Origin of the sequence: Borrelia duttonii Ly (genome assembly GCF_000019685.1) — a bacterium.
Classification (GTDB): Bacteria; Spirochaetota; Spirochaetia; order Borreliales; family Borreliaceae; genus Borrelia; species Borrelia duttonii.
This window is the reverse complement of the sequence record NC_011229.1, coordinates 198,798-221,688: the sequence shown is the minus strand read 5'-3', so window position 1 is coordinate 221,688 and position 22,891 is coordinate 198,798. Positions and strand designations below refer to the sequence as shown.

The window sequence follows — 22,891 nt, the reverse complement described above, 5'->3', positions numbered from 1 at the left end:
TTTCAAGTAAATATTTCTATATTTTATAGTGTCTTGAAACCAAATTTATTTTGTTCTTGGGTTAGAAATGTAATGAAGTTTATTATTTCTTCTTTTTGTTTAGGTGATATTTTTTGTTCTTCTTTCAATGTATCTGGCTTGTAATAGCAAACAATATAATATATGGCTGGTAATAATGATATTTTTTTGTGAAATTCTTCTGGTTGAAATAATAATTCTAGTTTAATATTTTTGTTTAGTATTTTAAATACTCTTGTTCTTAGAGTTAGTGATTTTACAAAAATATATGATTTGCAGTAATTGAATTTATGAGGAGTTGTTTTTTGCATTTGGATTATTTCTTGAGGGATTGTGATTTTGTTTGAATCAAGGTATAGCATTATTTCTGATATAAATTCAAAATGTTTTTTATCAATATTGGGATAAAAAGATAGGAAATATACAAATATTTGATTTTGAATTTCAAAATTTTTATTTTTGAAAAATTGTTTTATATCTTTTTCTGTTTGTATTCTATCATTTTTATCTGCATATATATAAAATGAAATCCATCCATATGTATCTATTTTTGTGATATGTTTTTTAATATAATTTATCACGTTAATTAAAAATATTCTTCGTAGGTTTTTATTTTGAAATATTTTTGAGCTTTCATATGGATTGAAATTCATTTTTTCAAAAGATATGAAAAATTCTTCTGCTTGAAATTTTGCGGTGATCATGTCTTCTATATTTGTATTAAGGTTTAGTAATTTATGTGTATCAATATATTCAATTGTAAAAATGAAATCTTTCCATTCATGTGGTACTTTATCTTTAAAGAACCATTTTAGATATTGTTTTATTGCTGTTTTTTCAAGTGAAAATAAATATGTTTTGAAAGTGTTTTGAAAATCTTTTGGAGTATATCTTGTAAATTCACTGAAGAAATAATTGAAATTAGAATTTTTATTTGATCCTTTATAAAAAATTTCATTAAGACTAAATGTTTTGATTGTTTTTAAGTATTTTAAAATTTCATCGTATTTTAAAGTTAAAACTTCATCTATTATATATTTATAATTTTTTGTTAAAATTTTATTAAAAAGTGACTTAGACAGACATCCTACTGGCCAGTAAGTTAAAATAAGTAGCTTTTTTAATTTAGTTACTCTGTTTTGTTTTTGGCTTAAACTTGATTTAAATAATCTTTGAAATGATAAGTTATCTTTAAGTATTTGTTTAATTTTTTCTTTGTTTCTATATTTTACCGCTATTAGTATGTCTATTGTTGGTTCTAAATTTTCTATTTTTAAGTTATTAGAAAAATTTAGTATTAATTGTTTATATAATTCTTTTTTTTCTTCTGTGTATTGCTTATTATTGTATATTTCAATTATTTTTAAAAAATTGCTTGAATTTAATTTATATGTTATTCCAGGTCTTTTGCTAATAAGATTAGTTTCTTTTTTTATTTGAAGTAAATTTTTTTCTTTAATGATTTCTAATATCCAGTTTTTTAGATTATTGTCTTGTGCTTTTTCGTAATAATATTCTTCAAGTGTGATGTTTAATATATTTTTTTTAAGTTCATAATTTTTACTTATTGTTATGAGATTTATAACGTCTTTTTCATTGAGTTTGTAAAGTTTTGATAAGATACTATATTTTAAAATTTTTTCTTCTACATTTGTATTTATGTATTTTTTTAATATTTTAAGGTTATCATAAAATTTTTGATATTTTGTTGTTATTGTCATTTAATTCCTTAATGAATTGTTGATTATCTGTAGTAATTTATCATCTTGTTTTGCAATTTTGATTATTGTTTCTAAATAACCTTCAATATCACCTATATCAAGCCTTTCTCCTTCAATTTTTTTATATAATACTTTATTTTCAATCATTAGTTTTTTTAATGCATAAATATGGTGATATTCTCCTTTTTGGTGAAATTTAAAACCTTCTTCTAAAAATTTAAAAAATTCATTGGTATATAAGAATCTTCCTATAGATGCTTTATTGCTTGGTTCGTGACCAATTGCTGGTTTTTCTACTATATCTTTTACATGAATATTATCTTGATTTAGTTCTATTACTCCGTATCTATTGATATTTTTAGGATTTTCGATAATGGATAATATATTTTTACCAGTTTTTTTATATAGTTCTATTAATTGTGCTGTTAAGGGTGGTGATCCAATATGTAGATCATCGGGGTATGCAACTATTACGCTTTCATTGCCTATCCAAGGCTTTGCATGTAGTAATGCATGTCCTGTGCCCATCATTGTATTTTGTCTTATAAAACAAATGTTAATGTCTTTAAGTTTAATTTGTTCTAAAAAATCTTTTTGGCATTCTTTGATGAATGTATGTTCAAGTTCAACTTCTCTGTCAAAGTAATTATCCAAAACTTTTTTTCTTCTTGAAGTTATTATGAGTATTTCTTTAATTCCAGAATTAATAAATTCTTCAATAATATAATCAATTGATGGTTTATTTAAAATTGGTAACATTTCTTTTGGAATGGTTTTTGTTATAGGTAAAAATCTTGTACCATATCCTGCTGCTAGTATAATACCTTTCATATTTTGTCTCTCTTAAACAAGATTATATCAAAATTTGGTTTATGTATATATTTAATATTTTTGAAAAATGATTTAAAATGCATCCTGATGCGTGTAAGTTCAGGGAAATATAAGGGATGGAAAGTTGCTTGTCCTAGAGTAGGTTATGTACGGCCTGTGATGGCTATTATTAGGGAAGCATTTTTTTCTATTTTGTTTAATCAGATTTCGGGAATAAATTTTCTTGATGTATTTACTGGGACTGGAATAATGTCTCTTGAGGCTTTAAGTAGAGGAGCTAGTCTTGTACATCTTGTTGATTATAATAAATTTTCTAAAAATGTTTTGATTAAAAATTTTGATATTGTAAATGAACCTTATAAATTTTTTTTTACAAAAGCAGAATTCTTTCTTGCAAAGAGAGATCTTTTTTATGATTTAATTTATCTTGATCCTCCCTTTAACTATCCTTTGAAAAAAAATTTACTTGAAATAATCTCAAAAAATAAAAGTTTAAATAAAAATGCCAAAATTATTATTCATTATCCTGCTAGAGAGAATTTGGATAATAATATTTTAAGACTTTCAAAATATGATTTTAGAAAATATGGAGGCTCAAGACTTGATTTTTTTGAAGTTAATCTTGATATATAAATTGTTAATTCTGGATAGAATCTAAGAGTGGAAATTGTTCACTTTTAAGTTCTTCAATATTATGTCTTAATTCAAATTTATCAGTGTTTTTAAATGGGCTTTTTTTAATTTCTCCATTTTGTCCTTTTATTATTATTTCTCTGGATTCTAAGTTTAGTAGTATATCTCCAATTTTATATGATTTGTTTTTTTGTTTTATTATGGATAAAATAGGCAAAATATCCATTGTATATTTAAAAACAACAGCTTTAAATATAGGTTCATTGCAATTTTTTGTGTGTACATTTATTATCGTTCCATAGTCAAATGGTGCAAGTATTTTTAAAAAATTTTTTAGCATTTTTATGTCAAATTTTTTATTTCGTAAATATTCGTCTGGTTTATCTTTATCCCAATAGTATTTTGCGCTGTTTTGAGTTAAAAATTCAATTGCTTCTAATGGATTAACGGGTTCTTTAATTATTATTGGATTAATCATTTCATCATAAGTATCTATTATGCAAAAAATTCTGATAAGTTCATGTGTGAATTTTTTTGTTGTTTCTGTGTGATTTTTTTTATTAAGGTAATTTTTTTGTCCATTAATTATCATTTTTGTAATAGCAGAAATATCATCTCTCATTCTAAATAAATTTTTAGAAATATTAATACTTTTCTCTAAAAATTCTATTTTAGAGAAAAGTTGTTTTTCTGTATCGTTTTGTTTAATACTAATTTTGTTTCTTATTTTTTGTAGTATTGTGGTATGCATAAGTCCAATTGGGTGTAACAGTACTCCAAATGCAGCTTGTATTATAATATCATTATCGTAAAAAAATTCTGTAAATTCTGTATAGTGTGATTTGTCAATAAAAAATTTTGATGTTGATCTTGGTGCATTTTTTGCTGCTCGCTCTTTATTTAATTGTGCAATAGTGAATAAGAAATAAATTGTCGTATCAATTGCATGTATTAATATGGAGTCACCTTCTGTTTGTACTTGTTCTCTAAAAAATTCATAATCTCTTCTGATTGACTGCAAATTTAGTTTTTTTATTGTTTGATGATGGAGATTATCTTGATCTATGATTTTTTGAAAATCAAAATAATCATAGATCGTTGATAATATTTTTTGAATAGAGATTATTTTATGTCTTGGTAAAATTTTAAAACTACCTTCAATAATTTCTTTACTATAGATGGAATCAGGTTCTCTTTCCATTAGTGTATTTAAATTAATTGTTGTTTTCTTCCCTGAAATTGTGAATATTTTATCTTTTTCTGAGAATGGCTTATATATATCTTTTGATGCTTCTATTAGTTCTTCTTTTAAAAAATTTAATTTGTTGTTTAAAAGTTCTTTATTAATTGTATTGACTAATGTTTCATGTGAGATATTCTCATAATTGCTTATAACTGGGATATGTGAAACATTTCCTTTTTTTAAAAATGTTATGATTTTTTCATTTACCTTTGTACTTAATTTAGTTAAGTTTCCAATATTTGAAAATATTATATCCTTTTCTGTTAAGTCTTCTATTTTTTTTATTTCTTTGAGAATCATTGAAATCCTCTTAAAGTTTTAAGCATTGTCGTACAGGACAATTACATTTGCGAGATAAGGGTTTGTCTTATGTTCTGTTAATTTAGATAAGGTAATGTTTTGTAACATAATTTTATGTAGCTTTTTAATAGCCGAATTTAAAGCTTCTCCTTACTCCTTTATTTGCAACATGATTGCATGACAAAGCCTTTCATTCGTATTGCCGCCAGGGAGAATCGAACTCCCGACACAAGGATTTTCAGTCCTTTGCTCTGCCAACTGAGCTATAGCGGCTTAAATTTTGACATTATAATTTTTATTAACAGAAACAATTTTTTCATAAACAAAGTTTTTTGTCAATCAAATAAAGAGCTATTAAAATTTTTTAATCTTTATATTTCAATAAAAAGGAGTAATCAATTTTTTCTGTCTTTATATGAATTAGCAAAGAAAACGAACAATTTTATTAATTTTGATTGTTGTTTAATGATTTAAGTAAATAGTATTGTTTGATAATAAGTTGTTTGTACTTTTTAAGTGATGGAGATTAGGTTATATAGTAATTAATTTGTATTTTTTATTTAAACGCAATATTTGTATTCTTATTCTTAAATAAGAAAATAAATGGGTCTTAATACCGATAGTATATACCCATTTTATAATTTGTTTTGTTGATATTTATTTATCTTTTGATTTTTAACCAATTGAAACCAATTTTTTATTTTGTATGATGTAAGTATTTAAAAAAATCCATATCTGTTGAAAATATTTTTCGTTTATCTTTAAGTGTTATTTTATAACTTTCTAGTGATTGCCATAATTTATAAAATTCGGTATTTTGTCCGTAGGTATTTGCATAAATTTGTGCAGCTTTACTATCTCCTTCAGCTTTAATTTTAGCAGCTTCGGCCCTTGCTTCACTTAATAGTTTTAGTTTTTCTTTTTCAATACTACCAAGAATTTCTGTTTTCTCAGCAATTCCTATACTTCTTTGTTCTTCTGCTACTTGTTGCCTTTCTGAAATCATTCTGTTGTGTACGGAATCAATTAAACTTGGATCATAACCAATTTTTCTAATAAGTACATCTACAATTTCAATTCCAATATCTTTTGTATTTTGATTAGATACTTCAATTATTTCGTTTTCAATTATTTTTCGACCTTTTGTGATTTTATAGGTTGTATTATTTGTAATGTCTTGTGGGGTTAATATTCCATCAGATAGGCGTTGAATGGGATCATTTGAACTTCTTATAATTTCAAGTAAAGGATATTTTGCAATAACACCTCTTACTGCAGGTTCAATCGCTGCATTAATTATAATAGAAGCTCTAAACATTGTTTTAATTGCTGTGTAAAATTTATTAATGTCTACAATTTTCCATCTAGCAGTTGTATCTATCCAGATTAATTGTTTTTCTTCTCCTCCTGTTGGAATTCTTTGAGGTTCTCCATCCCATCTAAGTATGTATTTAGGAAAAATGTGTACATTTTCAATAAATGGAATTTTATATTTAAGACCAGCTGTATTTTCTGTTCTTTCAATTTTACCGAGTCTTGTAGTTATTGAAATTTCATTTTCTTTTAAAATATAGATTGGTTGTGTTATAGCTAATAATATTAAACCGAACATTAATGTAAAAGCTAAAATCTTAGCAAAATAGAGTAAAAATTTTAGTATATATTTCATTTACTTAACCTCCTTAAATGGAAGGAAATTTTTTAAGTTTTTGTCAATAATTTCAATATTGTCTTTATTTTCAAGAATTTCTTTCATTGTTTCGTTATATATTCGCTCTCTTGTAATTTCTGGATCTTTTATGTATGCATCTAGAATTGCATTAAATATGGCAGTTTCGGCTAATGCACTATTTATTCTGTTTTCTTTATATCCTTTAGCTTCTTCTATTAGTTTGAGTGCTTCACCTCTGATTTTTGGAATAATTTGATTAAATTCTTTTTTCCCTTCATTTATAAATTTATTTTTATCTTGGATTGCAATATTAACATCTTCAAATGCTTCATAAACTTTTCCTTTTGGTGGCATGGCATTTCTGATTTGTACCTGTATAATATCGATTCCTAAATTATATGTTTTAATAATTTCATTCATAGAATCTCTTACTCCTTCTGTGACACCAACCCTATTATCGTTAATGATTTCAAAAATAGTATTGTCTCCAATTAATCTGTTCATTGATGCTTTTGCAATATCTGTTATGGTTTTTTCTGGATCTTCTACTTTGAACATAAAAGAATATGGATCACTGATTTTATATTGCACTAACCATTCAACCTTAATTATATTTAAGTCTCCAGTAATAATAATTCCTTCATCTTCATCTGGATTGATTACCATATTGTTGTTTGCATTAAACCCAAATTTAACTTCTTGTATGATCTTTACTGGTACAATTAATTTTTCTTCAATTAATGGAATTTTGATATGTATTCCTGGTTCAAGTATTCTATTTAATTTACCAAGACGAAGAATGACCGCTTCATCAGATGGTCCAACAATGAAAACATTTGAAATGGTGATTATTAATATTATTACTAATACAATTAGAATTATAGTATATTCATATGTTTTGTTAAAAAAATTTAAGATGTTATTTAACATTTTTCCTCCCTTTTTATTACTATATTTTAAAATATGTATTTCATGATTAATCCCCTAATATTTTTTATAAGGTGTATTTTATGTTTACATTGAACTTTACTTAATAGACAATTTTTCCAAATATTCATTCCTTTTGAATTTTTTTAAATGTTATTTTTTTTATTTTATGGTTTTGAATTTCTTCTATGAGATATTCTCCGTGTTCTGTATTAACCTGTTCTCCTTTTGTAGGTATTTTGTCAAGTAAGTCCATGATGTATCCTCCCATTGTATTAATGTAGTCTTTATGTTGAATTTTAATTCCCACTGTTTCTTCAATTTCATCAAATGTTGTTTCTCCTGATATTAAGTAAATGTTATCGTCTTTTTTAGTAATGAGTTGTTTTTTCTCTTCGAAATCATATTCATCAAATATTGCACCGAAAATTTTTTCCATTATGTCTTCTACTGTGAGTATTCCTGAAAATCCACCGTACTCATCAATAACAATTGCCATTATTTTTTGTTTTTGTCTCATGATGTCTAATATGTCTTTTATTCTTTTATTTTGCTGTACAAAAACAGCAGGTTTTATGAATTTAATAATATTTTTTTCAAGTTTTTTTTTACTTATTTCAATTAAATCTTTAGTTATTAAGATTCCTATTATTTGTTCTCTATTTTGGCCTTTATATATGGGAATTCTTGAATACCCTTCTTTTTTAATTAATTTAATTTTATCTTTTAATTTTGATGTACTTGAAAGCGAAAATACTTCTGTTCTATGTGTCATAATTTCAGATGCCCTAACTTCTCCTATATTTAGCATTTTTTGCATGAATATTCTGTCATCATTTTCTAAAATTCCTAATTTTTCTGCTAAAGACAACATATTTTTTATACTATCTTTAGTTATTTTTTGATTTGTTGTTATTTTGCATAGATTTAATAAAATTTTGACTATTCCATTAATTATGTATATTGCTGGTGTGAATATTATTGTTAATGTTTTAATAAAAATAGAGGTATATAAGACTATACTCTCATTATTTAGGATTGCAATCTGTTTAGGAAATATTTCTGAACAGATGAGTACTATTATTGTTATGATTCCAGTTGAGAATGCAAGAGAATTATTGCCATATTTATCAAGAACAAATTTTGTTGTCAGAGTGCTTGCTGTTATATTAGCAATATTATTGCCAATTAAAATTGTTGTGACGAGTTTTGATGGGTTTTGTGATAAATTGTATACTACTGTTCCTAATTTTCCTTTTTTCTTTATGTCTTGAAGTTGGATGAGGCTTAATGATGTATAGGCTGTTTCTGATGCTGAGAAAATTGCCGATAATATTATAAGTATTAATATAATGATTAATTCTAACATAGTTATTATTTTAATTTATCTTAAAATCATTGTCTTTAATTTTGTTTGCCTTTATAAAAAACACATTGACCTTTAAGCCTTGTTTACAAGGCGCCGACCGGATTCGAACCGGCGAATCAAAGTTTTGCAGACTTTTCCCTTAGCCACTTGGGTACAGCGCCATATGAAACATTAGTTAGTTTATAAAAAAATATTTGAATTGTAAACAGTCTTTTTTCACTTTTATAGTTTAAATAATAATTGATTTTTTGGGTATTCTCTTTTGAAATTTTTATATAAAAATAAATTTTATTTTTGTAAACTTTATGAATATGAATAGAAAAGTACTTAATGATGTTTTATTTAGATTAAATCAAAATTTGATACAGAAAATTATAGGGTCTTGTGAAGTGGAAATATTGGGACTTGCATATGATTCAAGATGTGTTTCATTTAATTTCGTTTTTTTTGCTCTTCCTGGGCTGCATTTTAATGGTCAAAAATTTATTGAATCAGCAATTCAACGAGGTAGTAATGTTATTGTTCATACTAATGATATTGATTTTTATGATTCCAACGTAACGTATATTAAAGTTGATCCTTGTAATATAAAAAGATTTATGTCAAATTTTGCTCATGTTTTTTATGATGAGCCCTCAAAAAAGCTTAAAATTATTGGTGTTACAGGAACTGATGGTAAGAGTTCTGTTTGTTTTTATATTTATACTTTATTAAAATCTATGGGTGCTAAAGTTGGGTTTATCTCAACAGTGTTTCTTGAAGATGGAAGTGGTACTTTAGTGAAAAATCCCTATAGGCAGTCTACTCCAGAATCAACAGAAATTCATTTAGTTCTCAGTAAAATGGTTGCTAATAATGTTGAATATGCTATTATTGAATCAACTTCTCATGGTCTTGATGATAGGACATCAAGGCTTCTTGATATTGAATATTCTGTTGCTGTTTTGACTAATATCAGTCATGAACATCTTGAATTTCATGGTACGATGCAGAATTATTTGAGAGCCAAGCTTAATCTTTTTTATTCTGCAAATTTTCATGGTGGTTTTGGTATTATCAATATGGATGATAATCATTTTTCTGTGTTTATGAATTCTATTAATAGGACTTATACCTATAGTTTAAAAAATGAAAAGGCTGATTTTTTTATAAGTAAGATTAATGAACAAATGGGTTTTACTGAATTTGAGTTTTATCATAATAAAATTAAATATGCTGCTAGAGTTAATTTGACGGGTAGTTTTAATGTTGAAAATGTTATGGCTGCCTTAATTGTTGTTAGTCAAATTATGAATGTTGATATTTCAAAACTTATTTGTAAGCTTATTAATATTGAGAGTCTTTATGGACGCATGCAAGATATTAATTTTGGCCAAGATTTTTCTTTAATTGTTGATTATGCACATACCCCAGGTGCTTTTCTTAAAATGTTTCCTATATTTAAACGACTTGCAAAGAAGCGTTTAATTTCTGTTTTTGGTTCTGCTGGGGAGAGAGATATTCTTAAGAGAAGGTTGCAGGGAGAAATTGCAGATGAGTATTCAGATGTAATAATACTTTGTGATGAGGATCCAAGAGGTGAGGATTCTATGCAAATAATTAGAGATATTGCGGAAGGAATTGTGACAAAAACCTTAAATAAAGATTTGTTTTTTATTCCTGATAGAAAATGTGCAATTGAAAAAGCAATAAATATTGCATGTAGTGACGATTTGGTGGTTACTCTTGGAAAGGGACATGAAAGTTCAATAATCTATAAAGATAAAAGTATTTTTTGGGATGAACAAGCGGTTATTAAAGATATTATTTTAAGTTTGGGAAATAGGGGTTAGTGTTATGAAAAAAAATCTTATGTTAATATTTGGAGGAGTTTCTTTTGAACATGAAATTTCTCTTAGATCTGCTTATGGGATTTATTCATCTCTTTTGAAACTTGATAAGTATAATGTATTTTCGGTTTTTGTTGATAAAGTTACTGGAATTTGGTATTTGTTAGATTCTGTTCCCAGTAGCGCTGAATTGATTAAAAGACATACTACTTCTATTGTTAATTTTATTCCTGGTTGTGGGATATTTGTAAATAATAAATCTCTTGAGATAGATGTTATATTTCCTATTATTCATGGAAGAACAGGTGAGGATGGTGCTATTCAGGGATTTGTAAAGATGATGGATATTCCTTGTGTTGGTGCTGGTATTTTAGGAAGTGCTATTTCTATTAATAAATATTTCTGTAAGGTTTTGCTTAAAAGTTTTAATATTCCTGTAGTGTCTTTTATTGGATTTAAAAAGGATGATTATATTTTAAATAAAGAGGGAATAAAAGAGGATATAAATAATAAATTAAATTATCCTGTAATTGTGAAGCCTTCTGTATTAGGTTCTTCAATTGGAATTAATGTTGCATATAATGTTTCTCAGATTGAAAAATATATTGAAGAAGCTTTTGAATATGATTTGACAGTTGTTGTAGAAAAATTTATTAAAGCAAGAGAAATTGAATGTGCTGTTATTGGAAATGATCAGATTAAAATATTTACACCCGGTGAAATTGTTGTGCAGGATTTTATATTTTATGATTATGATGCTAAGTATTCTACTGTTCCTGGAGATTCAATTGTGTTTAATATCCCTGCTCATCTTGATATGAAACATTTATTAGATATTAAAGAATATGCATTTTTAACTTATAAATATTTGGAACTTAGAGGCATGGCAAGGATTGATTTTTTGATATCAAAAGATACCAATTTACTCTATGTTAATGAAGTAAATACAATTCCAGGTTTTACAGATATTTCTATGTTTGCTAAAATGTGTGAACATGATGGTCTTAGTTATGAGAGTTTGGTTGATAAATTAATCACTTTGGCTTTTGAGAGTTATAAAAAGCGTAAGGATAAAATTGATTTTACTAGGTTAGAGAGTTAGTTTAAATTTAAATTTTTTAATTTTTCAATTTCTTTATCATTTTGAAGTTTAAAAAAGGGGTCTAAATCTTGTTTTGATGATTTTGGAAGTATTCCTGAATGTTTGATTGTGTATGAATAATCTATATTGATATTTTTTATTTCTTTTTTTGTTTTTTGATCGTATATTTTGACTTCATTTTTATTAGTATCAAAGTAGGCAAAAGCATTATATTTAATGTCTTCTTTGCACTTAATTGTGAAGGTTATGTTTGTTATATTGCTTTTGATATTATTTGCTGTGAATATTATATTGTTAGATACTATTTTGTATGGTGTATTACTTTGATATACAATGAGTTCAGATGCATTTTCTAGGTACAAATGAATTTGTTCTGCAATTTTTGTTGTGGTGATTTTAATTGTATAAATCGATCGCTCTGCTGCGTCTATTTTTTGAAAAGATACGTCTATTAATTTTTCTTGTATTTTGGTTTCCTTTTTTATTTGTGTTTGATTTTTATCTAATTTTAAATTGAGATCTTTTATTGAGAGTTGAATTGTATTTTTGTTGTCTTGTAAGTATTTGACATTAATTTCATTTTTATGTTCTGGGAAGCTTATTGTTTGGGATATTTTTATTGTTGCAATTTTTTCTATGTCGTATGAAATTATGATGATGGCAATTATTAAGAGAAGAATTATAAATTCGATCTTTTCTGATTTTTGAAATTCTTGTTTTATTGTTGTAGTTTTGTGTTTTAAATGTTCTACAATATTGGCGAGTATTGCTGAGAATAGTGATATTGCTATAAAATAGCTTAGTTCAATAGGTCTTGATATCATTAAAGTTGTTTGTATTGATGTTATTAATATAAGATTTATTACCCAAATGAATATTATTATTAATTTTTTTAAGATTTTTATTTTATTAGGAATCATTAGTATTAATATATTCTTGAGTATAGTTATTAAAATAAATTCTATTTTGATATATAACACTATGATAAACTCAACTATGGAAGTTGATATTGCTAAGTATTTAAGTTCTTTTAAGTTTAGATGTATTTTATAATTGTATGCAAAGTAGGATATTAGATTGAAGTTAAATAAGGTTAGAAAAAAATTTACTAAATATACTGGATTTATAATATCATAATCTATAATATTTTCGTATGCAAATAGCATTTTATTTGTAAATAGTATAGAAAGATATGAGCTTAGGAACAATATAGAAAATAGTTTTATAATTTTATGATAATTTTCTTTTGTTTTTCTTAGTATGATGCTGGTTTTTTTGAATCTTATAATCATTATTAATATAATAAAGTTATAAGTGGCATATATCGCTATGATAAGTGTAATTTCATTTATAATCCATTTTTTAAATATAGTGTTGATAATAACATAGTGTAGTGTATCTTCATTTTGAATATTGTTTTCAGTTTTAATTGTTTCTTCTATTGCTTTATAAATATCATAAGGATTATTTTCTTTTATATATTTTAAAAGAGAATGTTCTCTATTGTTGCTTATGATTAAAATTGGAATTTTTTCTTTTAGATATAAATTATATATTTCGTTAATATTTTTATTTGTTATTTTTGATACGCTGAAATTTACTTTATTATTTTCAAATGTTTTTATGAAGTTTTTTAAAAAACTTAAATTTGTTTTTGAGTTTATTATATTTGATTGATTTTTAAATTCTATTAAGTTGTTTCTTTTATTTTCATTTAACATTAAATATATTGTATTTATATCTTTTTCAAAAGTATTACTGTTTAATAATAATCTGCTATTTATTGTTGATATTTGTTTATGTGAATCATCTTCTATAAAATAGATATTTATGCTGTTTTTAATTTCTTTGTTCTTGAAATTATTTATTAATGTAATAGCAATGGCAATTGCTAGATTATTTTTTAACTTGTATTGTGTTTCTATTGGTATAATTATGTTATAAATGGTTTTTTCTTTTCCTTTTATTTTTGTGTGAATTGCTTTATGTGAGTATCCAATAAATCCAATTTCTTGGAGTGAATGTTCTTTATATTGAATGTGATTTTCTATAAAGTATTTTTTTATATAATTATACGTGTTTTTTATTCTTTCTATTTTATCTAAAGATTTATTTAGCATATTGATTTTTGTAATATGTGTTATTATTTGTTCGTTATATTGTTTTCTTTCATCTGCGTTTATTGTTTTATGTAAAATGGATATATTTATTAAAATTAAGAATAGTATCTTAATTGTCATAGTTTTTTATGTCTTCTTCCACTTGCATTATTTGAAGTACATTAGGATTTTCTTTAAGTGAATTAAAAATCATTGATACATTTTTATGGTTTGATAATATTATAATATTTATTATTCCGTGTCCATTTCCACAGTCTTCTATTTTTTCACTAATAAGTCTTACATCAAATGTTGTAAAGAGATTATCTAGGTAATTAAAGAGATCTTTTAAATTTTTTAAAAATATTATAATATGATACACTTTCCTTGTTGGTGTTGCTTCCCATTCTACTTCTACCAGATGGTTTTTTTTCTGATATGTGATTTCTTTACAATTTTCTTTATGAACCACGATTGTATCTTTTTGTATTAAACCAATAATATCTTCACCTGTTAATGGGTTACAATCAGAAGCTGTTGTAATGCTTTTGAGTTTAGATTTTGTTAGAGATTTAAATAGACTAAATAGTCTTTTTTGTTCTTTATTTTCTCCAATCAAATATGCAATTATGTTATTGTCTACAAATATTGTATTGTCATTTTTGTTAAGCCAAGATCTAATTTTTGAACGTGCTTTTTTTGTTCTAACGCTATTTAACCAAATTACATCAGGTTTTGCTTCTTCAGATGTGAATATTTCAACAATTTGTTCGTTTTTTAATGGTTTGGTTAATGAACTAATTTTGCCATTGATTTTTGCATAAAGTGCTTGATCCCCAATATCTGTATGTATTGTATATGCAAAGTCAATTGAGTTTGAACCAAATGGAAGTTCGACTATTTCTCCTTCTGGTGTATAGACATATATAAATGTATTTAGAAGTTCCTTATGTATATCGTGCATTGAGTATTGATTTTTATTGGCCGATTCTTGTTGCCATTTTTTAATTCGATTGATAAATGATATATCATCAGCTTTTAATTCAACTTGTTCTTTATAAAGCCAGTGGGCAGCAACACCATATTTTGCAATTTTATCCATTTCTTCTGTTCTAATTTGTATTTCGATTAATTGATTATCTTCAGGTATTCTGACAGTTGTATGTAGAGATTGATATTTATTTTCTTTAGGAATGGCTATATAGTCTTTAAGTCTTCCAGGTATTGGTTTCCAAACTTTATGTACGATTTCTAGTATTTCGTAACATTCTTTTTGTTTCTTGCAAATTATTCTTATTCCCAAAGTATCAAAAATTTGAGAAATATTGTTATTTCTTGTTTTCATTTTTCTAAATATTGAGTAAAAATGTTTTGAACGCACTGTGATTGTGACGTCAATTCCAATTTTTTTGAGTTCTTTTTCTATTATTAATTTTCCTTTATATAATTTTTTTTCTCTTTCTATTTTTGTTGCGGATAAAAAATTTTTTATTTCTTTATATTCTTTTGGATAAAGATATTTTAATGATAAATCTTCAAGATATATTTTAAGAGATGAGATACCAAGTCTTTCTGCAATTGGTACGTAAGTTGCAAGACAATCTCTTGCAATTCTTTCTCTTCGATTTTTAGGTAAGTGAGAAAGCGTTGCCATGTTATGTAATTTATCTGCAAGTTTTATTATTATTATTCTAATGTCATGAGTCATTGCAAAAAACATTTTTGAGATTGTATTTGCTTCTTTGATTGCTCTTGTTTTATTGTGCAAATCATGAATTTTGGTTACCCCATCAATTAAACTGAAAACTTCTTGATCAAATTCTTTAATGATTTCTTCTTTTTGAACACTTGTGTCTTCTAAAACATCATGTAATAAACCAGCTATTATTGTTTTAAAATCCAACTGAAATTTTATAAGAAATAGTGCAACCATTATTGGGTGAATTACATATGGTTCTTTGCTCTCTCTATATTGTCCGTAGTGTAATTGCTCTGATATTTCAAGAGATTTAAATATTAATTTTTTTTGAATGTCATCTTGATAAGTATTATCTACAGTTTTTTTGAAAATATTTTTTAATTTATCAATATCATTTATTTTAAGTAAGTATGCAATTTCATAGACTTGTATCATGTTTTATCCTTAAAAGTAATGCTCTTTCTCTATTTTCAATATCATATATAGTTTTTAAAGATGTGAAACCTTCTTGTATTGCAAACTTTTCTAGAGATTTTTTTTGCCACGGAGCCATTTCTAATATTAAGAGTCCATTTTTAGTTAATTTGTATTTTGCCTGTTTGATTATTTTTTTTGCAATTTTAAGTCCATCTTGTCCAAATCCTAAGAGTGCTATTCTTGGTTCTTTTGCTAATTTTTCCTTTATTCTAAGTTCATCTTTAGTTAAGTAAGGAGGATTAGTTATTATTAGCTCAAACTTTTTACCTATGTATTTTAACAGATTTGAACGTTTTATTTCTATATGATTTGTTAGATTTAGTCTTTGTGTATTTTTTAATGATACTTTTAAAGCTTGCGCCGAAATATCGGCTAGTGTTACTTTTTGTTTAAGATAATATGCAATTGTTAATCCAATACATCCACTTCCACAACATAAATCTAGAATTTTACTTAAATTGTTTTTTTTTATTTGAATCAAGGCTTCTTCTACTAAACATTCTGTATCATCTCTAGGAATTAGTACGTGTTTGTTTATATAGAATTTGATTCCCATAAATTCTTTTGTTCCAAGTATATAGTGTATTGGGATTCCTGATTTTATGTTTTTTATTTGAGAAAATAATTTATATTCTTCTTGTTGTGTTAGATTTTTATTTGTATTTGCAAAGATTAGTTCTTTATTAATATTTAGTATTTTTTCAAGTAGTAGTAGAATTTCAATAGTGCTTAAATTATATTTTTTTGCATTTTTTATTACTTCTTGTATTGTCATTAAAATAAAATTATAACTGACTATTTTTTAGTGATTGTTCTTGAAATTTAAGTGCTAATGTATTTAGAAGGGAGTCAAGTTCTCCTTGCATAATTTCTTCTAGTTTATAAAGACTAATATTTGCCCTATGATCTGTTACTCTATTTTGTGGAAAATTGTAAGTTCTAATTCTTTCGGATCTGTCACCCGAGCCCACTTGTTGTTTTCTATCATTTGAACGTTGTTCTTGTTTCTTTAGGTTTTCCAATTCATAAAGTCTGGCTCTTAAAATTTTCATAGCCTGTTCTTTATTTTTATGCTGACTTCTTTCATTTTGACATTGTGCCACAATTCCTGTAGGTAAATGTGTGATTCTAACAGCAGAATCTGTTGTATTGACATGTTGACCACCAGCTCCAGAAGATCTGTAGACATCTATTCTTAAGTCTTTGTCATTAATTTCTATATCTGTGTCTTCAACCTCAGGTAGTACGGCAACGGTTGCTGCTGAAGTTTGAAGTTTGCCATTAGATTCTGTTATGGGTATTCTTTGCACTCTATGTACTCCACTTTCATGTTTTAATTTTTTAAATACATCTTTGCCTTTTATTTCAAAACTTACTTCTTTAAATCCACCAAGTTCTGTTTCGTTAAAATTAATAAGTTCTGTTTTCCACTTTTTCTTTTCAGAATATTTTGTATACATTTCATAAAGATTATGTGCAAAAAGAGCAGCTTCTTCTCCTCCTGTTCCAGCTCTGATTTCTATAATAATATTTTTATCGTCATTTTCATCTTGATGTAGTAGTAATATTTTAATTGTATTTTCTATCTCATCTTTTTTAGAATATAAGTGAGCTATTTCTTGCTTAATTAAATCTTTCATTTCTAAATTATCTTCTTCAGATAAAATTTTTTGATTTTCATTAATTTGATTTAGTATGTGTTGATATTCATCTTTCTTTTCCTTGATTTTTTCTAGATAATTATATTCTTTTATTATTTTTGAATATTCTTTTTGATTTTTAATTAAATTTACGTCTTGTAATTTTTCTTCGAGTATTTTAATTTTGCTTTCAATGGGATTTAATTTTTCTAAAAACATTTTCATTTCTCCTAATCAAGTAGTAAATATTTTATCCTAATTTTGAATTTTTTTAATATATTGATTTATAAATTTTATCTAATAGGTTCTCTAGGTACAATTTTGATAAATAAGTTTAACCATAAAAAATTAAGTATATTTTTTTAATTTTTTATATAATATGTTTATTGAGATTGGATGTTAAAGATTTATTTTATTAAATGTCTTGGTATGTTTATATAGTAAATAAGTTATATGTTTTTTAAGTAGTAGTATATATGAAATATGTTATGTCTTTAATAAACCAGTTAAGAAGGGGTTATTTATGTTAGACAATAAACTTTTAGATGATTTTGAAGATATCTCGCAAAATTCTGATAAAGAGCTTCTTGATGTTACTGAAAAATCCAAAAGAGGTTATCAGTTAATAAAGGAAGAGAGACTTTTTGAAGCAGAATCATTGTTTAATGATATCTTACAAAAGGATGATGATAATAATTATGCTCTTGTTGGACTTGGAGACATTGAAAGAAAGAAGCGTAACTTTGATAAAGCTATAATTTATTATCAAAAATGCCTTGCCAAACATTCAAATAATAATTATGCTCTTTTTGGGTTGGGAGATTGTTATAGAAGTTTGGGAGATTATAAGAAGGCCACAGACGTATGGGAAGAATATTTAAAATATGATTCTGAAAATATTACGGTTCTTACAAGAGTTGCGTCTTCTTATAGAAAATTAAAAAATTTTCAAAAATCAAGACAATCATATTTAAGAGTCTTAGAGCTTGTACCTGATAATGATTATGCACTTGTGGGTATTGGACATTTGTATTATGACTTTAAAGAATATAAAGAAGCTTTGAAATATTGGCTTAAGATGTATGAAATAAATCAAGTTAAGATAGATGTTCGTGTATTAACTTCAATTGGAAATTGTTATAGAAAATTGAAAGAATTTGGTAAAGGCATTTATTTTTTTAAGAGAGCTTTGGAAATTTCTCCAAATAACTTTTATGCTATTTTTGGACTTGCTGATTGCTATAGAGGAAGCAAAGAGTATGCTGAGGCTTTAAAATATTGGCTTACAATCATAGATAGAGATCCAAAAAATAATTTAGTTTTAACAAGGGTGGGGGATACATATAGATATTTGAAAGATTATGAAAATGCACAAATTTATTATAAGAAAGCACTTGATGTTGATTTTGATATGTTTGCTATACTTGGTCTTGCATTACTTCAAAAAGAACAGGGGCAATATGAAGAAGCATTGATAGCTATTAAGAATTTAATAAAAACTAATCCTAAAAATTCAATATTGTATGTAAATGTTGCTGAATGTTATGAAGCTTTAGGTCAGATTGAAGATGCTATTGATATTTTATCGAGTTTCTTGCAACTTGGCATGAAGAATGTTACCATTATTGACTATATTACTAATCTTAAAAAAAAGATGGATGCATGAAAGTTGATTTTAATAGAGCTATTTTTTTAGAAAAATTAATAGATACTCATGTTCATTTTAATGAAATGAAGAAACATTCTGTAGACATTCATTATGTTATTAGTGAATGTTTTAAAAGTGGCTTTTCTTATTTTATTGATATTGGACTTCATCCTAGTGATTTTTATGAAAGGAAACAACTTTTAGATACTTATTCTAATATTGCATTAACAGTTGGAATTCATCCTTTAAATAAAGCTTCAAATAGTGATTTTGAATTGATTGAAAAGATTTTAATGACAGAAAATGTTATTGCTATTGGTGAAGTTGGACTTGATTACCTTAAGGCAAATAATAAAAATGAACAAATTGAGGTTTTAGGGATTCAGTTAGATTTAGCTAGTAAATATCAAAAGCCTGTTATCTTGCATGTGAGAGAAGCTTATGATGATATTTATAATATTGTTAAATCGTCTAATTTTATGCATAGAGGAATATTGCATTGTTATTCTGGTACTTATGATTATGCTAAAAAATTCATTGATCTTGGATTTAAGGTATCTTTTGCAGGTAATTTAACTTTCAAAAATTCAGATCTTTTAAGAATGGTTTTAAAGAAGTTAAATATTGAAGATATTTTAATTGAGACAGATAGTCCGTTTTTAGCACCAGTTCCTTTGAGAGGCAAGATTAATACTCCACTTTTTTTGGGATATACATGTATTGAGATTGCTAAAATTAAAAATTGTGATATAGAAAAAATTGTATCTACTTTTTATAATAATTTTAAGGATTTATTTAAAGATTTGATTTAAGAATAATTTTCTTTTATTATTATTATAAAATTTTTTATTGTTAAATTTGTAATTATTATTTTATTTTGATTTAAAATTCATTTATTGTTAAATTTATTTTGTTGTTTTATAAATATTAAATTCATATTGAAAATTTTTGTTGATATTTTTTATTATTTCAATTAAATTGGGTATATTAATGCTGATTATGTATTTTACATTCACTTCTTTTATGTCTTGTTTTATATTGCCAATCAATATGAATTCTATTTGTTTAAATAATGATGATTCTGATAATTTTTTTAAAAAAATGTGGTTGTTTCTCATTGAAAATATGATTGCTTTTGTTATTTTTGGGGTAATTAAGTTTTTTATGTGAGAAATATTTTTATCGTCTATGGTAGTAATATTTATATTATGATCTTGTGCAATTTTTTCTAAATATTTGGAATCTTCTTGATTTATTGTATGATCTCTTATGATTAATGAAGTTGTTAGATCTATTGAAGGATCATTAAATATAGAATTTATTGCTTTTTTTAATGAGAATTTAATTTCTGAGAGATAGAAGGTTTTGTTTTTTATTTGTTCAGTATTTAGTATTTCGTTATTTAGCTTATGTGTAAGTAGTATTTTTTCGATATCGTTTAGTTTTTCCTTAATATTTTCGATATCTTTTTCATTTATAAATAGTATATTTTCTTGGATAAATGGGGTATTTTTGATTTTAAAAAAATATTCTGTTGCATTTGAAAAAATTATGACATAGCTAAAATCTTTGTCTGTAATTTTATCTTTTGTGCAGCTGAGATATGAGATTAAGATTATTGTGATAAGTAAAATATTTATTTTATGTAACATTATTTTATACTTCCAATAGCTTTTTTGTTTAAGATTGTTATTCCTAATAATATTAGTGATATAGCTAGAGAGTATATTTGTTGGTTAATTAAAATAAATACTTTTAAAAGTGTGATAATTATTTCTAGGGTTAAGATAGGAATAAAAATTGCTTGATACCCATTTATATTTTGTGTTAAATGTAGTCGTATTCCTTTTTCACATATAATTGCTGTGAATATTAGTTCTAACATATGTATCAATGGTATTTTAATATATTCGTATGTACCAAAAACTTTGCTGTTTGTTATGAGGAGAGAAATATTTTTAGAAAAAACAAGTCCAAATGCAAAATATATTAAAAATATTGGATTGTTTCTTAATAATGAATTTGGGTTTAATGTGAAGAAAAATGTGAATATGAATAATGGAAAGATATAGTAGTAAATTTGTTCTTTAATGAATATTGAATATATTAAGTCAAATTTTGTTTGATAGTTTATGAGCAAATTTTTATATAGTATGAATTCTTCTATCAGATATAATAAAGAAAAAATAGTTGCTGCAAGCAATATTGACATTGCATATGTGTAGGTTTGTTTTATCAATTTTAATTGAGGATGTTTTATTTGCATGTATATTTTAAGGACCAAAGGTAAACTTACGATTAAAAATACATTCATAATAAGTAGATTTTACTTTTAAATTATTTATTAATCAATTGAATTTGTATTTTTTAGAATTTTGTGGTAATTCTTTTGTTATTGTATTTAATAGATCTGTGTTCGAATTTACTTTTTATGGAAGGTATATTAAAATTAGTTATTGATTAATACTGTTTGAGGAGTATGTATTTTTAGATGATAAATAGAAATTCCGGTAAGGATAGAGATAGATCGAGGTCAGGTGATAAAGAATTGAGAATTAATCATAGAATTAAGGCTCGTGAAGTTAGAGTTATTTTTAATGATGGTACTCAATCTGTTTTGCCAATTGAAGATGCTATTAAATGTGCTAGAGATGTTGAGCTTGATTTGGTTGAAATTTCGCCAAATGCATTGCCTCCTGTTTGTAAAATAATTGATTATGGAAAGTACAAGTTTCATCAGGAAAAGCGTCAAAAAGAGCAAAGAAAAAATCAGAAAATAATTAAACTTAAAGAAGTTAGGATGCAACCCAAAATAGATACTCATGATCTTGATTTTAAGTATAAAAATATTTTAGGATTCCTCAAAGAAGGAAATAAGGTAAAAGTTACTATAAGATTTAGAGGACGAGAACTTGCTCATACTCATTTAGGATATGGGATTTTAGAGAGCATTCTTGAACGCGTAGGTGATTCTAATTATGTTTTAGAATCGCCAGCTAAGATGGAAGGGAAGACAATGTTCTTAATTATTGCACCTAAATCTAGGAAGTAATTGATAAGGAGATGTAGTATAAATGCCAAAAATGAAGACATGCAAAAGTGCAAGAAAAAGATATGCTTTTACTTCAAAGGGTAAAGTTAAATATAAAAAGCAAAATTTAAGACATATTTTAACAAAGAAATCTGCAAAGAGAAAGCGCAATTTAGGTAAGTCAGGTTTGGTTTCAAATGTTGAAGTTAAGAGAATTAAAACCTTATTGCCTTATGTTTAAATGTTGTTTGAGGAGCTTATATGGCTAGAGTGAAAAATGGAATAGTTCATGTTGCAAGACGAAAAAGAATTTTAAAGAAAACCAAAGGTTTTTGGGGTACTAAAAAAAGTAATTATAAGAAAGCTAAAGATACTCTTCGTAAGGGTATGATGTATGCTACAAGAGATAGAAAGACTCGTAAAAGAGATTTAAGAAGTTTGTGGATTGTAAGAATTTCTGCTGCTTTGACGGGTATGGGAATAAATTATTCAAGATTTTTTGAGGGTTTGCGAAAACTTAATATTAAGCTTAATAGAAAAATCTTATCTAATTTGGCAATTGAAGATATTGAAAGTTTTAAAAAAATTGTTTATGAAATAAAAAATTAATAGTTTCCTGGGAAGTTTAATTATAGGGATTAGAGTTATTTTT

General features: G+C 25.3%; 20 protein-coding genes and 2 tRNA genes. 8 read left to right on the top strand and 14 right to left on the bottom strand.

The genetic code is table 11. From position 1 onward, the window contains the following. Nucleotides 1-23: 23 nt before the first annotated feature. Both BDU_RS01030 and BDU_RS01025 read right to left on the bottom strand, forming a co-directional pair. Complete coding sequence (locus tag BDU_RS01030; RefSeq protein WP_012537974.1) at nt 24-1,739, bottom strand: BB_0208 family protein; 1,716 nt, start codon at nt 1,737-1,739, stop codon at nt 24-26. Further along, on the bottom strand, nt 1,740-2,570 hold the full coding sequence (locus BDU_RS01025; protein ID WP_012537973.1) for a sugar phosphate nucleotidyltransferase: 831 nt from the start codon (nt 2,568-2,570) through the stop codon (nt 1,740-1,742). Between the two features lie 87 nt (nt 2,571-2,657). Here BDU_RS01025 and rsmD point away from each other — a divergent pair, with 87 nt between their 5' ends. After that, nucleotides 2,658-3,203 (top strand): 16S rRNA (guanine(966)-N(2))-methyltransferase RsmD, encoded by a 546-nt coding sequence (gene rsmD / locus BDU_RS01020; RefSeq protein ID WP_041178093.1) that lies wholly within the window; start codon nt 2,658-2,660, stop codon nt 3,201-3,203. A gap of 4 nt (nt 3,204-3,207) precedes the next feature. Here rsmD and BDU_RS01015 read toward each other — a convergent pair whose 3' ends face one another. From BDU_RS01015 to BDU_RS00985, 6 genes are all read right to left on the bottom strand, one after another. Continuing rightward, nucleotides 3,208-4,746: an HD-GYP domain-containing protein gene (locus tag BDU_RS01015; RefSeq protein ID WP_012537971.1), complete on the bottom strand. Its 1,539-nt coding sequence runs from the start codon at nt 4,744-4,746 to the stop codon at nt 3,208-3,210. A gap of 200 nt (nt 4,747-4,946) precedes the next feature. Further along, nucleotides 4,947-5,019, bottom strand: a tRNA-Phe gene (locus BDU_RS01010). 424 nt (nt 5,020-5,443) lie between these two features. Next, nucleotides 5,444-6,415 (bottom strand): protease modulator HflC, encoded by a 972-nt coding sequence (gene hflC / locus BDU_RS01000; RefSeq protein ID WP_012537970.1) that lies wholly within the window; start codon nt 6,413-6,415, stop codon nt 5,444-5,446. Further along, the gene (gene hflK, locus BDU_RS00995) at nt 6,416-7,348 is read right to left on the bottom strand and encodes an FtsH protease activity modulator HflK (RefSeq protein ID WP_012537969.1); all 933 of its coding nucleotides are present in this window, start codon (nt 7,346-7,348) and stop codon (nt 6,416-6,418) included. 124 nt (nt 7,349-7,472) lie between these two features. Next, nucleotides 7,473-8,714: a hemolysin family protein gene (locus BDU_RS00990; RefSeq protein WP_012537968.1), complete on the bottom strand. Its 1,242-nt coding sequence runs from the start codon at nt 8,712-8,714 to the stop codon at nt 7,473-7,475. Between the two features lie 88 nt (nt 8,715-8,802). Further along, nucleotides 8,803-8,875, bottom strand: a tRNA-Cys gene (locus BDU_RS00985). Between the two features lie 150 nt (nt 8,876-9,025). Between BDU_RS00985 and BDU_RS00980 the strand changes: the two genes are divergently transcribed. Together BDU_RS00980 and BDU_RS00975 are read left to right on the top strand one after the other, a co-directional pair. Next, nucleotides 9,026-10,546, top strand: coding sequence for a UDP-N-acetylmuramoyl-L-alanyl-D-glutamate--2,6-diaminopimelate ligase (locus tag BDU_RS00980; RefSeq protein WP_041177768.1), 1,521 nt, complete (start codon nt 9,026-9,028; stop codon nt 10,544-10,546). Between the two features lie 4 nt (nt 10,547-10,550). Beyond that, entirely contained in the window at nt 10,551-11,645 is a 1,095-nt protein-coding gene (locus tag BDU_RS00975; RefSeq protein ID WP_012537966.1) for a D-alanine--D-alanine ligase, read from the top strand. Here the strand turns inward: BDU_RS00975 and BDU_RS00970 are convergent. The 4 genes from BDU_RS00970 to prfA are packed head-to-tail and all read right to left on the bottom strand — an operon-like array spanning nt 11,642 to nt 17,779. Further along, a complete protein-coding gene (locus BDU_RS00970) occupies nt 11,642-13,885 on the bottom strand; it encodes a ligand-binding sensor domain-containing protein (protein ID WP_012537965.1) in 2,244 nt (747 codons plus the stop codon). The genes BDU_RS00975 and BDU_RS00970 overlap by 4 nt on opposite strands. Next, nucleotides 13,875-15,878 (bottom strand): RelA/SpoT family protein, encoded by a 2,004-nt coding sequence (locus BDU_RS00965; RefSeq protein ID WP_012537964.1) that lies wholly within the window; start codon nt 15,876-15,878, stop codon nt 13,875-13,877. The genes BDU_RS00970 and BDU_RS00965 overlap by 11 nt, the downstream gene beginning before the upstream one ends. Beyond that, nucleotides 15,862-16,695, bottom strand: coding sequence for a peptide chain release factor N(5)-glutamine methyltransferase (gene prmC / locus BDU_RS00960; protein WP_012537963.1), 834 nt, complete (start codon nt 16,693-16,695; stop codon nt 15,862-15,864). The genes BDU_RS00965 and prmC overlap by 17 nt, the downstream gene beginning before the upstream one ends. Nucleotides 16,696-16,705: 10 nt before the next feature. Continuing rightward, complete coding sequence (gene prfA, locus BDU_RS00955; RefSeq protein WP_038366069.1) at nt 16,706-17,779, bottom strand: peptide chain release factor 1; 1,074 nt, start codon at nt 17,777-17,779, stop codon at nt 16,706-16,708. Nucleotides 17,780-18,083: 304 nt separating this feature from the next. On the opposite strand from prfA, the gene BDU_RS00950 reads away from it, so the two are divergent. Both BDU_RS00950 and BDU_RS00945 read left to right on the top strand, forming a co-directional pair. Then, nucleotides 18,084-19,226: a tetratricopeptide repeat protein gene (locus BDU_RS00950; protein WP_012537961.1), complete on the top strand. Its 1,143-nt coding sequence runs from the start codon at nt 18,084-18,086 to the stop codon at nt 19,224-19,226. Further along, complete coding sequence (locus tag BDU_RS00945) at nt 19,223-20,020, top strand: TatD family hydrolase (protein ID WP_012537960.1); 798 nt, start codon at nt 19,223-19,225, stop codon at nt 20,018-20,020. Before BDU_RS00950 ends, BDU_RS00945 begins: the two co-directional genes overlap by 4 nt. A 93-nt stretch (nt 20,021-20,113) precedes the next feature. Here BDU_RS00945 and BDU_RS00940 read toward each other — a convergent pair whose 3' ends face one another. Further along, nucleotides 20,114-20,860, bottom strand: coding sequence for a hypothetical protein (locus tag BDU_RS00940; protein ID WP_012537959.1), 747 nt, complete (start codon nt 20,858-20,860; stop codon nt 20,114-20,116). Then, complete coding sequence (locus tag BDU_RS07675) at nt 20,860-21,522, bottom strand: hypothetical protein (RefSeq protein ID WP_012537958.1); 663 nt, start codon at nt 21,520-21,522, stop codon at nt 20,860-20,862. Before BDU_RS07675 ends, BDU_RS00940 begins: the two co-directional genes overlap by 1 nt. A gap of 177 nt (nt 21,523-21,699) precedes the next feature. Between BDU_RS07675 and infC the strand changes: the two genes are divergently transcribed. Genes infC through rplT form a run of 3 tightly spaced genes read left to right on the top strand, consistent with a single transcriptional unit; the run spans nt 21,700 to nt 22,848 of the window. Continuing rightward, nucleotides 21,700-22,260 carry a translation initiation factor IF-3 gene (gene infC / locus BDU_RS00935; RefSeq protein WP_012537957.1) on the top strand — a complete coding sequence of 187 codons (561 nt, stop codon included), beginning with the start codon at nt 21,700-21,702 and terminating at the stop codon, nt 22,258-22,260. 22 nt (nt 22,261-22,282) lie between these two features. Next, nucleotides 22,283-22,480, top strand: coding sequence for a 50S ribosomal protein L35 (gene rpmI, locus BDU_RS00930; RefSeq protein WP_012537956.1), 198 nt, complete (start codon nt 22,283-22,285; stop codon nt 22,478-22,480). Between the two features lie 20 nt (nt 22,481-22,500). Continuing rightward, nucleotides 22,501-22,848 carry a 50S ribosomal protein L20 gene (gene rplT, locus BDU_RS00925; protein WP_012537955.1) on the top strand — a complete coding sequence of 116 codons (348 nt, stop codon included), beginning with the start codon at nt 22,501-22,503 and terminating at the stop codon, nt 22,846-22,848. The last annotated feature ends 43 nt before the right edge of the window (nt 22,849-22,891 follow it).

Bases quoted from the DNA above. Each gene is read 5' to 3' on its own strand.
- hflC (WP_012537970.1), bottom strand. From the start codon at position 6,415: ATGAAATATATACTAAAATTTTTACTCTATTTTGCTAAGATTTTAGCT.
- rplT (WP_012537955.1), top strand. From the start codon at position 22,501: ATGGCTAGAGTGAAAAATGGAATAGTTCATGTTGCAAGACGAAAAAGA.
- BDU_RS01030 (WP_012537974.1), bottom strand. From the start codon at position 1,739: ATGACAATAACAACAAAATATCAAAAATTTTATGATAACCTTAAAATA.
- BDU_RS00950 (WP_012537961.1), top strand. From the start codon at position 18,084: ATGTTAGACAATAAACTTTTAGATGATTTTGAAGATATCTCGCAAAAT.
- infC (WP_012537957.1), top strand. From the start codon at position 21,700: ATGATAAATAGAAATTCCGGTAAGGATAGAGATAGATCGAGGTCAGGT.
- BDU_RS01015 (WP_012537971.1), bottom strand. From the start codon at position 4,746: ATGATTCTCAAAGAAATAAAAAAAATAGAAGACTTAACAGAAAAGGAT.
- prmC (WP_012537963.1), bottom strand. From the start codon at position 16,695: ATGACAATACAAGAAGTAATAAAAAATGCAAAAAAATATAATTTAAGC.
- BDU_RS00965 (WP_012537964.1), bottom strand. From the start codon at position 15,878: ATGATACAAGTCTATGAAATTGCATACTTACTTAAAATAAATGATATT.
- BDU_RS00945 (WP_012537960.1), top strand. From the start codon at position 19,223: ATGAAAGTTGATTTTAATAGAGCTATTTTTTTAGAAAAATTAATAGAT.
- BDU_RS07675 (WP_012537958.1), bottom strand. From the start codon at position 21,522: ATGAATGTATTTTTAATCGTAAGTTTACCTTTGGTCCTTAAAATATAC.
- BDU_RS01025 (WP_012537973.1), bottom strand. From the start codon at position 2,570: ATGAAAGGTATTATACTAGCAGCAGGATATGGTACAAGATTTTTACCT.
- hflK (WP_012537969.1), bottom strand. From the start codon at position 7,348: ATGTTAAATAACATCTTAAATTTTTTTAACAAAACATATGAATATACT.
- rpmI (WP_012537956.1), top strand. From the start codon at position 22,283: ATGCCAAAAATGAAGACATGCAAAAGTGCAAGAAAAAGATATGCTTTT.
- BDU_RS00970 (WP_012537965.1), bottom strand. From the start codon at position 13,885: ATGACAATTAAGATACTATTCTTAATTTTAATAAATATATCCATTTTA.
- rsmD (WP_041178093.1), top strand. From the start codon at position 2,658: ATGCGTGTAAGTTCAGGGAAATATAAGGGATGGAAAGTTGCTTGTCCT.
- prfA (WP_038366069.1), bottom strand. From the start codon at position 17,779: ATGTTTTTAGAAAAATTAAATCCCATTGAAAGCAAAATTAAAATACTC.
- BDU_RS00940 (WP_012537959.1), bottom strand. From the start codon at position 20,860: ATGTTACATAAAATAAATATTTTACTTATCACAATAATCTTAATCTCA.
- BDU_RS00975 (WP_012537966.1), top strand. From the start codon at position 10,551: ATGAAAAAAAATCTTATGTTAATATTTGGAGGAGTTTCTTTTGAACAT.
- BDU_RS00980 (WP_041177768.1), top strand. From the start codon at position 9,026: ATGAATAGAAAAGTACTTAATGATGTTTTATTTAGATTAAATCAAAAT.
- BDU_RS00990 (WP_012537968.1), bottom strand. From the start codon at position 8,714: ATGTTAGAATTAATCATTATATTAATACTTATAATATTATCGGCAATT.